The 11,517-nt window shown below is 57.0% G+C and carries 5 protein-coding genes; 1 reads left to right on the top strand and 4 read right to left on the bottom strand.

The window, feature by feature from the left end; genetic code table 11:
- The 4 genes from VGJ94_17955 to VGJ94_17940 all read right to left on the bottom strand — a co-directional run.
- Positions 1–6,982: glucoamylase family protein (locus VGJ94_17955; protein HEY3278506.1), on the bottom strand; the 6,982-nt coding region annotated here is incomplete at its 3' end.
- Between the two features lie 277 nt (positions 6,983–7,259).
- On the bottom strand, positions 7,260–7,892 hold the full coding sequence (locus VGJ94_17950; GenBank protein HEY3278505.1) for a TlpA disulfide reductase family protein: 633 nt from the start codon (positions 7,890–7,892) through the stop codon (positions 7,260–7,262).
- A gap of 342 nt (positions 7,893–8,234) precedes the next feature.
- On the bottom strand, positions 8,235–8,708 hold the full coding sequence (locus tag VGJ94_17945; GenBank protein HEY3278504.1) for a hypothetical protein: 474 nt from the start codon (positions 8,706–8,708) through the stop codon (positions 8,235–8,237).
- A gap of 52 nt (positions 8,709–8,760) precedes the next feature.
- Entirely contained in the window at positions 8,761–10,413 is a 1,653-nt protein-coding gene (locus tag VGJ94_17940; GenBank protein ID HEY3278503.1) for an NAD(P)/FAD-dependent oxidoreductase, read from the bottom strand.
- A 509-nt stretch (positions 10,414–10,922) separates the two neighbouring features.
- Between VGJ94_17940 and bamE the strand changes: the two genes are divergently transcribed.
- Entirely contained in the window at positions 10,923–11,498 is a 576-nt protein-coding gene (gene bamE, locus VGJ94_17935) for an outer membrane protein assembly factor BamE (protein HEY3278502.1), read from the top strand.
- Positions 11,499–11,517 lie beyond the last annotated feature (19 nt).

Here is an 11,517-nt window from a genome sequence, read left to right as displayed (position 1 = left end):
TTGCGGTCGTTCCGTTACGGCCGAGGAATTCCGTCCGGTCGCCGGTCACGGTTCTGGCTGCATCATCTGCATTGAAAAAGGCGGTCCTGTTGCCGAATTCCGTACTGTACGGGTTGTGCGCGAGGAGGGCGCCGCTTACAGGATTGATGGCCGTAAGCACGTGCATTGCCGATTTCGGTCTCAAATCGCCCAGTACCCATTCCACATATCCGAAGGCGGAAAGCCGCCGCGATGCACCGGACTGGTTGCGCACCTTCAGCACCGTAAACTTGACCGCAGCGTCCAGGGCCACGTAGACCCACGCCTCCGTGGTGATGCCGCGCTCGGTGTGCTCGAAGACGGTGTAGCCGAATCCATGGCGGGTCACGTAAGGGGTGGCCCCGCGGCTCGGCAACGGCATGGGAGACCAGAAAAGGCCGGATTCTTCATCACGGATATAAAAGGCTTCTCCGCTCGGATCGCTGACTGGGTCGTTGTGCCAGGGGGTGAGGCGAAACTCGTGCGCGTTTTCACCCCACGTATAGCCCGGGCCGCTCTCTGACACCACCGTTCCAAAAAAGGGATTCGCCAGCACATTCACCCACGGCGCCGGCGTTACCTGATTCCGGGCAGTAGAAATGACGTATTCCCTGCCGTCCGGAGTGAAGCCTCCCAGTCCGTTCCCGAACATCAGGTCCTCCCGGGGTTTTGCCGCTGTTGCCGGTCCATCGTTCCCTGTCTTCCGGACCGGCAACGGGGCCGGCAAGATACCTTCCCTGTACGTCCGGCTCTTCAGCTGGTCGACGAGCGTCCCCTTGCGGTCAGTGATGATAACCCGGGCGACGGCCTGGAACAGGGTGCGGTCTTCCACCGATATCTGGTCGGAGGGCCTCACAAAAATGCCGCCCGGCCTGTCCGTCACGTTACCTTCCGTATCCTGGGCGATGAGGCCCATGATCTGCTCATGAAGGAGTTGCCGGTACCCGGCATGGTCTTCGTTCCAGATTACGAGGTCTACCGCCAGCCCTTTAAGACGCCAGTACGCGTGGGCCCGGACAAGTTGTCGTACGAGGCCGATATTGGCAGGATCTTCGATCTGGAGGAGCACGATGGGAAGATCGCCGGAAATGGAGTAGCCCCAGAGGCCGGATTGACCACGGCGGTTCTCGGCCAGGGTTCCCGGACCGGCGCGTAATGACCGGTTCGCATATACAATCGAGGCGGCAAGCCGTCCATAGAGCTGGGCGTCGGCTTCCGTCGTATTGATCTGCCGCAGGAGTACCTGAGAATGGGTCCATGCGAGGTCAAAGACCCGGTCGGCGAGACGCCGGTCCTGATATTTTCCCGCCAGATCCAGACAGGCATCACGGGTTTCACCAATACCTGTCACGATATTGATGGTCGCCGACTTTTCCGGATCAAGGGTTATGCGGCGGCGGACCGCGACAATCGGGTCGAGCACCGAGCCTTCGCTGCCCGAAAGCCCGTATGCTCCTTTCATCGCTTCCGGGTAGGCAACGGTATTCCCACGGCCTATAAAGCGCGCGCGGTCGGTCTCAAAGGTGACTTCACCGGCCTCGGCCCCGTGCACTGCCATAAGATGGAACATCCAGGGCGATTTTTCTTCAACAGAGCGGGGCCGGCGCGTGGCTAGTATGGCGCTGCGCTCGCGGATGATCTCGGTCTGGACGAAAAGGTTACTGAATGCCGGGTGCAGCGCGTCCTGGGCGGGTGTTGCGAGGACAACTTCGGCGTAGCTTGTGATCTCTATTGTTCTTCGGGTCCGCGTCCGGTTCGTGAGGGTAATCCGGCGCAGCTCGATGTCGTCTTCGGGCGAAACGGCAATCTCCGTATGGGTATCGATCTCCTGGTCTCTGCGCCGAAATTCCGCTCGCCCTTCCGAGAATATCGCCTCATACTGCTTCGAAGTCTTCAGGGCAGGTTGATGTGCGGTCGACCAGAACATGCCGCTCGCAAGGTCCCGAATGTAACAGAAGGTCCCCCAGTTATCACAGGTGCTGTCCTCGCGCCATCGCGTTACCGCAAGATCCTTCCAGCGGCTGTAGCCGCCGCCCGCGTTGGTGATCATTACATGGTATCTTCCGTTCGATAGCAACTGCACTTCCGGTACGGCCGTGTCGGGGCTTGTGTAGACCCGTATCGGCATTTCTTCCACGTCGTGGGAGGCGGTATGGGCCTCGGAAAGCTCGGTGGTATGGGAATAGAACGCCGTTGCCTTCGGTACCCGTTCCTGCAGGAGGAGCAGAACCGCCTGAAATGAAGGGTCCGACTCGAAGCGTCTCTGCATGGGACGATCCAGGAGAAGGGAGGCCAGAGAAAGGAGGCTCATGCCCTGGTGATGGGCCATGAAGGACCTTACCACCGCGCGCGACTGCCCGCGTGGCAGGTGGTTCGGGGTGTAATCGATGGCTTCATAGAAACCGTATCTTCCCTCAAAGCCATGGGCGGAAAGGGTCTCGAGGTTGAGACACGCCTCTTCGGGCGCCACCATGAGCGCCAGGGCCGACGCGTAGGGAGCGATGACCAGATCACCCGCGAGGCCGCGCTTAAGCCCCAATCCGGGTATGCCGAAGGCGCTGTACTGGTAATTGAGATGACCGTCTATTCTGTTATATCCCGATTCGGAAACTCCCCAGGGCACTCCACGGGTGTTGCCGTACTCAATCTGCCTTGCCACAACCGCCTTGCAGGTGTCGTCAAGGATCGTCTGTTCATAGGTGGGCATTATAAGGAGAGGCATCAGGTATTCGAACATGGAGCCGCTCCAGGAGAGGAGAATCGGCCCTCCCGCGGCGGTCGTGAGCAGACGCCCCAGGGCAAACCAGGTCTCCTGAGGTAATTGTCCCTGGGCAATGGCGACGAAGCTCGAGAGCCTCGCTTCCGAGGCCAGCATATCATAGCAGCTCCCATCCCGGCGCTTATCGATGAGGTTGTAGCCGATCGCCAGGAGGTGGCGGGATTCGTCATAAAGAAACTCATAATCGATGCGGGCAAGCTCGCCCGATCGGAAGGAAAGCTTCTCCATGGCCCCTATTCTCGCCCTGGCCCTGGCGCTTCCTTCCCTGACGGCATCCGCGAGCTCTTCAATCCGCCTGTGCTCCTCGGCCGTCCCATTGGATTGAGCAATAATTGCCGGCACCAGTTTCCGGTCAAGACCGGACAATGCCCGCAATGTCGGAATCTCTCCAAGGGCGGGAAAGTCGCTGAGGACCCCTGAAGGGAGGGACAATGCCATCCAGGGGACGAGGAAAGTCAGGTCGTCGAGGGCAGCCCGGCATTGAGCGGCGTACGCCTTCGCCCACCATGAGGCCACGCTTTCCGAATCGGCATCAAAGCCACGGACCACTCCCGGGGCAAAGGCGACGAGCCTCTGAAGCCCCTCCCATACGCCATGGAGCGTATCCAGCCGTATGACTTCACCGTATTCCCGCTCTTCTCTCGCCTGAGAGAGGGGAAGGGGGATGTTCTTTCCGGCCTCGTCAAAGAGAATATCAATTGTATCGCCCAGACCGTCAAATACCTTGGACCCCACTATCTTCGCATCAGGGAGAACCGCGAGCCCCGCTCGCAGCGTCAACAGGTGGGCCGCGAGGTTACCGCTGTCTACGGTGGAGATGTAGATCGGCAGCAGCGGTTTCAGCGACTCCGTGTCATACCAGTTGTAGAAATGCCCCTTGTAGCGCTCCAGGGATTCCATGGTCTCGAGTGCCTGAGACGTACGGTCCATGAGCTGTCCCGCAGAAATATAACCGAAGTCCCATGCCGATAAATTGGCGAGGAGCGAAAGCCCCATGTTGGTAGGCGACGTGCGGTGCGCAACTTTGGCAAGGGGATGCTCCTGATAATTATCGGGCGGAAGCCAATGGTCTTCGGGGCCGACGAAGGTCTCGAAGAAACCCCATGTCTTTCGGGAAATCTTTCTCAGGAAGGTTGTCTGGCCCGCGCTGAGCTTTGCTTCACGGCGATCCAGGGGCTCGCTGATCCACCAGGTTACGAGGGGTGAGATAAACCAGAGGATAAGGACAGGCAGGGCAGCAAACAAGACCTCGGGCCTCGAAAAAGCGAGATATATCGCCGTTGCAACGGAGATGGCCGGAGATATCCACATGGTGCGGCAGGCCCCGGCAAAGCCCATCCGGCTCGCCCGATCGGAATCACCCGAAGGGTTCCATTCCAGAAGCCGCTTGCGTGCAGCCGCCATTCGCCAGATGGTGCGCACTACCGCGTCAATGCTGAAAAACGCTTCATAGGGCAGGCACGAAAAGGTGAATGCGGTCTGGCCCAGGCTTCTGCCGCCTTCCCTCAGAGAAGAGAAGATATGCTGACCGAGAACCACATCAGCCGGCTTCTTGAATAATTCCAAACCAAAAGCGATCAAGGAAGGGATTATCAGGATAGCTATCACCGACGACGTCCAGAACCAGGGCATGGGCAGGACCATCCAGCCCAGGAGCAGAAGAAGTGTCAATGCCAGAGGGGAAAGGCTGCGGCGCAGATTATCGAAAATCTTCCATCGGGAAAGCATGGAGAGGGGATTTTCGCAAAAGCGCGCATTCCGGCAGGGCACCCCGGGCAGCACCCATCGGAGGATCTGCCAGTCGCCGCGAATCCAGCGGTGCCTTCGGTTCACGTCAGCACTGTAGCGGGAAGGGTATTCCTCGTACAACTGCACGTCGCTTAAAAGGCCTGCCCGGGCATAACATCCTTCGATCAGGTCGTGGCTCAAAATAAGATTTTCAGGAAAGCGCCCTTTGACTGCCCGCTCGAAGGCGTCGATCTCATAGATGCCTTTGCCGATAAAGGAGCCTTCCCCGAAAAGGTCCTGGTAGACGTCGGAAACCACCCGGGTATAGGGATCGATGCCCGCATCGCTTCCCCACATGCGTGCATACCGGGACCGGTTCGTATTAGGGAGGCTCACCGCCACCCGGGGCTGAAGAATGCCGTACCCTGCCGAGATGCGCTGTTTTTCTTCATCGTAATGCGGACGGTTGAGCGGGTGAGCCATGGCCCCGACAAACTGTCGCGCCGCGTCACGGGGAAGCTGCGTGTCCGTGTCAAGGGTGATGATGTATTTGACCTCGCTTATTGCATCCGTATTGCCGACGATAAGCGAGAAACAGTCCCGGGAGCCGCCGCGGAGAAAGGAATTCAGTTCCGCGAGCTTTCCCCGCTTGCGCTCGTAACCCATCCAGATATTGGCCTGAGTATTAAAACGACGGGGACGATGAAATAAAAAAAAACTATCCTTTTCCGAAGACCTGTATTTCTCGTTCAGCTCTTCGATCCTTTGCGTGGCCGACAATAAGAGCCGTTCATCCTCAGGCAGGGTTTCCTGGGCGGCATCCCGAAAATCGGTGAGAAGGGCGAACCGCAGGTTGTCGTCCCTGTTTGCGAGGAATCTGACCTCCAGGGCGTCCATCAGATGCTCAATATTGCGGTCACCGGTGAGCATCGTGGGCACCACGACGAGACCCGCTGATTCCAGGGGAATTCCCTTGGAGAAGTCCATTCGCGGAAGGGGCCGGGCCCTCACGAACCGGGTCGTAAGCCAGTTCACCAGGGCCATCGATAACTGACCCACCGACAGAAGGCAGAGCAGACCCGTAAACCATGCCAGAGGACCCTGTAATCCATGGGTATACCCCACTGAATATAGAGCCCCCGTGAGGACCGCGGTGATTACCGTGAACGCGCCAAGGTAGAAAAATAAAGGAAACCGGCGGACCATGCCCTGAATCGCGTGAGCCAAAGACCTGCGCGCGCCCGTAAGTCCCTTGAGCCGGGCGTGCCCCTTATCCATGAGGAAAAAGCCTACATGTCCCTTCCGGCCGTCGCCGTCCGTCCCTGCCTCAGATTCCCCGGCAAGACGGATTGCGACACGGGCCACTTCGTTTTCGGACAAGAGACCGCCTTTCGAGAGTTTCTCTATCACGTGGCGATACTGATCGCGGGTCGCAAAATCCATTGCAGCGTAGACGCCGGCAGGATCTCCACACAGGGTCTGCTCAACCACGCTCATGGTTTCGACAAATTTCCGCCAGTCAGCGGCTCCGAGGAAACGAAGGCTGCCGATACTGTTGCTGATGGAGAGCTGGTCTGCCGCCTGCTGCTGGTTTTCCGACTGCACCAGTTGTTCGATAGTGAGGCTCGCGCCGGAAAGCTGCTGCTCGATCCAGGCAAGGGGCAATGCGAGGGCGGGGCCCCTGCCTTTGAGCCGGCGCGCAAGCTCGGCGACAAAAGAGCTCACCATGGGCGGCTTCGCGCGCGCCATGTCGGCAATAGTCAGGATCAGATCTTTGGGGTTCGACTCGGCGGTTTCGGTAATCCGGTCCGACCAGTGGTCGGCATGGTTCCTGTTAATCCTGTCAGCAGCGATCCGCGTCGCAACACGCCTCAGGTTTTCGATCAGCGCCAGGCGGAGCATGATGGGGATCGCCCATAATTCCCCGAGGTCCAGCACGGTGACCGTCTGGTAGGCTGCGACGAAACCGCTCAGGGCCTCACGGTCCACCCGGCCGTCGCCGTGAGAGATCGTCTCCAGGGCAATGTCGTAGACGCGGGGGAGACCCTTTGAAGGACCGTTTTTCAGCCTTGGCAGTCCTTTGCCGTAGCCCTTCGGCAAGTGCCGCTTCGCGGTGCGAATCTGTTCTTCCATAAGATAGAAGTTGTCGAGGAGCCATTCACCCGCAGGCGTAATCCTCCGGTTATCTTTTACCGCCTCCGTCAGGAGCTCCCGCACGCCGAGGAGGACCTCTTCATTATCCCCAAGGCGCGCGAGCAGCTGTTCGGCCGATGGGCTCGCGCTCACTACATGGGCACCCGCCAGGCCCTTGCCGTGATGCTCCATCTGGGAAGCGCTGAACAGCTCCGACCGGAGCGGCGGCTCGTCAATGATGATTCTTTGCTCTAATTTTTTTTGATGGAAGCGGGCCCATAAATAGGCCGGCCCCCTGATGAGGGATGTGCTGAGAAACGTCAAAATAGACCTCTCCTTATCTCGAACCAAGATCGAATCAACCGGATTGTGAATATGGATGCTATTTTTGGACTCCCACTTCTCCGGTTACTACCGAAACATTTCCTGAAGTGGGAACGGGTTGGTGTGTACTCTATTATATCCCTTTAAGGCCGGATTCGCCACCTTTATTATTCCGCAGGCCCGTCTGCAGCACATGTCGACGTACGCGTACGTAAGGCCTGATGGTCATTCTTGGTGGACCACGCGACAGATTGTCGAAGCGCTCTGCCCGTCCGCCTTACGGGCGGGCGCCCGGAAGTCCCGAAGCGGAGATCACGTCCCCAAGAAATGCTGCAGGGCTGCTGAAAACCCCTTCCTGGAGATAGAAGACTTGTGCCGACCCTTTGCCGTCCACATTCACAGCTATATAGGTGGGAGTGGTTTTCACGTTGAGGAGTCGGCTTATGACCATGTCGGAATCGGGAAAGACGGGAAAGGGGACGCGATACCTTTCCTTATAAGTCTTGACCTTATTTTCGTCGTTACTCATGCCGATACCGATAAGGGTAACCCTGCCTTTCAAGTCGGGTCTCCCCTCTATTTTCCGAAATACCTCGTCCACGTCCGAGGTGGCGGAGCGGCAATAGGGGCACTCTAAATCAAAGAACTCGATGATCACAACCCCCGGCCTGATCTGCCCTACCTCGAAAGGGCCCGGGCTCTTGAGTCCCAGATAATTCCTCTCCTGCTCGGTTGCGGGGGCAGGGAGGGTAAAGGGCGGAAGGCCCTTGGGGGCTACCCTCGCCGAAGATGCAGGGGCCGCGGGAAAAATAGTACAAATAAAGGTGATTATAATCAGGCTTATCATGGGCAGTATTGCCGCCCTCAGCCGGTGGGACGAAAGACTCAGGAATACTTTATTCTGAATCATTTTTCACCTCCAGGGATAGTTCATGACTGATACCTAATCATCTTCACCCGGAGCGTCAATGTCTGCCGCGAGACTTTGTCGAAAGCTGTCCTGCCTGCGGTAATACTGAATGGTATCGATGTCGAAAAGCGGGTAATGGAGCCGACCCATTACCCGCTTCTTCGTGGAATGGCCTCACATAGAGGCAGCGTCAAGGAGGTTTTTTCAGCCTTTCAGTATTTGCCGAGGCTACTTTTGATGGATAACGAAGAAGCCGGGGAGAAGCGCTGTGCGGACCATGATGCGTGTCACGCGATCGATAAAAGACCGGAAGAAGAGGGTGGCTGATGCAGGCGTCTCTTCTTATTTGAAGTAAGATACGGCTTTATGATAAGACTTGCGGAGATCGTCAAGGGCTGCTTTGAAGTCCGACTTTGCCTTTTCCCGCACCTCTCCACCGGCTGACGAAAGTTCCTTGAGCTTCATCTTTGCATCCCGTTGCTTTTCTTTCAGGTCATTCCAACTCTCTTTTGCGCCCGCTTCCACCTTCGATCCGTGTCCCTTAAACTGCGTGCCGAGAGCCGCTATCTGTTCATTGAGGTCCCGGAGCGCCTTTTTCGCATCCTTTTTCAAACTTTGATTCTGCCCTTCCCCGGATTCTTGGGATGGGGTGGAACCGGGCCCTGTCACCCCTTCTCTTTCCTGGGCCATCGGTACGACCCCCTGGGTCGTCTCGCCCGCCCACACGGTACTTCGCAACGCCGACCAGCCGATCATGACCGCGCCGGCACAGAGTATCGAGACTAGTGTCGTAATTGGAAATCCACGTAACCTCATTTTATTTCCTCCTCTCTCATAATCGGAATGGTTCCCCTTTCTTCTCCGAAGCTTAAGACAACCCGCCCTTCCCGCGGTCATGTGGAACCTGAATGAGGATGGGTAGTGTCGGGGGGTGCGGGCTGTCCGGGGCGATTACCCGCAGGTTCTGACCCGTCTTCTTAAGCAATTCGCTCGGACGGCACTTCAGGACTGTTGCCGCCAGTGTGAGCCCCGACGTCGTGGCTCCCGATACCCCATGCAGAATACTCGCTCCGCACAGACAAAGATTATCTATCTCCGAAGTCTGCTTAAAGCTGAAGGGACCTATCTGGCTCAAAATTTTTGCAGTCCCGTAACAGGCCCCCCGGGTCGAGCGCACATAGTGTTCATTAGTAAGCGGGGTTCCCAGTTCGCAAAAGAGTATATGATCGCCGATTCCCGGAATAATCCTGTCGAGCGATTTCAGCATGGCTCCGGTGAGTCTCTCTTTCAGGTCCAGGTAGCCTCCGGGACGGTTACCGGATGTTGAATCAGCGTACGCGCCGAAGGCCGAATAGGTTATCAAACGCACGACCTCGATGGTGTGATGCCCGCGAGTGAAGTTGCTCGGGTCCTTCATGCTTGTAATCCCGAAAAAGATGCTCGGGAGTCGGTCGCCCACCGCATCGGGGTCTTGCGCACGGGTGTAGACGGACTCAAAATCACCCCCGGACGCGTACCAGTAGTTTCCGGAATCCATGCCCATCGATTCGAGGTCCAGGTCCGTCGCCAGAAAAAGGGTCAGGGCTGCGATCGAGTAGCTTGTGCGGTCGAGCTTTCGTCTAAGGCGGGAACTCACGTGCTCCCGGCCCACGAGTTGATTATAGGTGATGTGAGGACTGGCATTGGAGACTATCCGGCCCGCGCGAAGTTCAGCGCCTCCCTCAAGGCGAACCCCGATGGCGCGGCGCCTGCTCCCTCTTTTTTCGATAAGTATTTTTTCCACCGGAGTGGAAAGCCGGACCTCGCCGCCTTCTTTGTAAAGGCCCTGGATCAGGGCTCCGGGGATGGCGCTCGCACCCCCGAGGGGGTAATAACCTCCATCGATATAGTGTCCCGCCACCGGAGCATGCATGGCAAACGGCACCCTGGAAGGGGGCAGTCCGTGGTCGCCGCATTGGATGGAGAGGAAGGAGCGCAGCAATGGATCGGATATCCTGTCGCGAAGGATGCGGTCGAGGCTGTAGAGCCCGTAACGACCCATATTCCAGGTCCGAAAGGGGACGGTCAGGAAATCGACAAAACTTTTTGTTTCCGGGATGCATGCCATCTCCTCGCACACCGTATGGAGAAGAGAAAAATAGTCGTCGATTCCCCCGGCCTGGCGCGGAAATCTCATTTTGAAGCGCTCGATCATGGCCTTCTCGCCCTTGGGAAGGTCGAAAACCTCATCTCCGATACGGATATGCTCAAAAGCCCCGGGATTCATCTCACAAAAAGTCAGGTCGTCGGCGACGCCGAGCCCTTCGTAAATTCTGCGCAGCCATCCGCCGGGTCCGAGTTGTCCGATGTAATGGACACCGGGGCTGAAGCGAAAGCCTCCGCGTCGAAAGCTGTGGCACAAGCCTCCCGGTTGGGTATGTTGTTCGACCACGAGCACCCGTTCGCCCGCCTGGGCCAGGGCCAGGGCCGCAGTAAGGCCTCCCGCGCCGGACCCTATGACGATCGTATCAGCGTCGAGCATGCCATCTCCTGATGTGCCCGCGGTTCAGGGCCAAACAGAACATCGAATCCAGATTTATCCATCGCAGTTCGTTCCCCGCATGCAAGTATTTAATTCACTCACGTGCCTTTCCGGAATTCTACACCTACCGGGAGAGACACAACAAGCACTTTCTTGGCATTCTTCACGGTGTGGCCGGGGAGCGGCCGCGTAAGCCGTTTTATCGAGCCGGTTCGCTGACGGACCCGAGGCCTTCCTAAATATCTGTTGCATTTACCCGTCATTTTTACTAAACTTCCTCAAATAACCTTGTATTCGCGGGGGGGTCGTCTCCTGTCACATATCCTTATTCTTCTACTGCGTGATGCTACTTCCGGGAATATCCAACAATATTGAACCTTTGAGTTTCATTTGCGTATCCGGAACGCACTGCGGTCTGCTCCGATGGCGGTAGCCTGCCTTCACCCGCGGCTCACCGTGACCCCCGGCTCCCGCTCTCTTATAGTATTATCAAATATATAGGAGGAACTATGGACACACACAAAACAATTATCGGCTTTATCCTTTGCTGTTCATTCCTTATCGGTCTTGCAGGTTGCGGCGGTTCGGTCCGCGTTGGCGACAACGCACCAAGATACCTTACGAGCAATATCCACGCACAGCAGCAGGAGAAGGAGATGAAGGCCAGCTATGCAAACTGGACCAATCCCGGCGCAGGACATGTAATAATACCGGTAAATACACCTGTCATCGTAGACACTGTGAGAAGGGATCTGTCCATTGTAACCCGCGATACCAACAAAACGATCTATTTTGAATTTGACGAGGGGAAAATGGGTATGACCAACGCCCAATATATCAATATCATCGCGTCACCTCAGCCTACAAACCTTAATCATCTCTCCGCTGTCGACCGCAAGGGGATTAATGAAGGAAAGGTTTACACGGGCATGACAAAAGAGGGAGTAAGGATCGCCCTCGGCTATCCCGCAGTGCACAAGACGCCTTCCCTTAACAGCAATACCTGGTATTACTGGACAAACAGATGGAAGTCCTTTGCGGTTCAATTCGATAATACGGGAAAGGTAAGCACGGTCATCAAGTAGACCGGCGGTACTCGATAAG

It is taken from the genome of Syntrophorhabdaceae bacterium (genome assembly GCA_036504895.1).
Lineage (GTDB): Bacteria > Desulfobacterota > Syntrophorhabdia > Syntrophorhabdales > Syntrophorhabdaceae > PNOM01.
This window is presented reverse-complemented; position numbering and strand designations above follow the sequence as displayed.

What these genes read in the sequence shown, in the direction of transcription:
- VGJ94_17950 (HEY3278505.1), bottom strand. Translation starts at nt 7,892, where the DNA reads ATGATTCAGAATAAAGTATTCCTGAGTCTTTCGTCCCACCGGCTGAGG.
- VGJ94_17945 (HEY3278504.1), bottom strand. Translation starts at nt 8,708, where the DNA reads ATGAGGTTACGTGGATTTCCAATTACGACACTAGTCTCGATACTCTGT.
- VGJ94_17940 (HEY3278503.1), bottom strand. Translation starts at nt 10,413, where the DNA reads ATGCTCGACGCTGATACGATCGTCATAGGGTCCGGCGCGGGAGGCCTT.
- bamE (HEY3278502.1), top strand. Translation starts at nt 10,923, where the DNA reads ATGGACACACACAAAACAATTATCGGCTTTATCCTTTGCTGTTCATTC.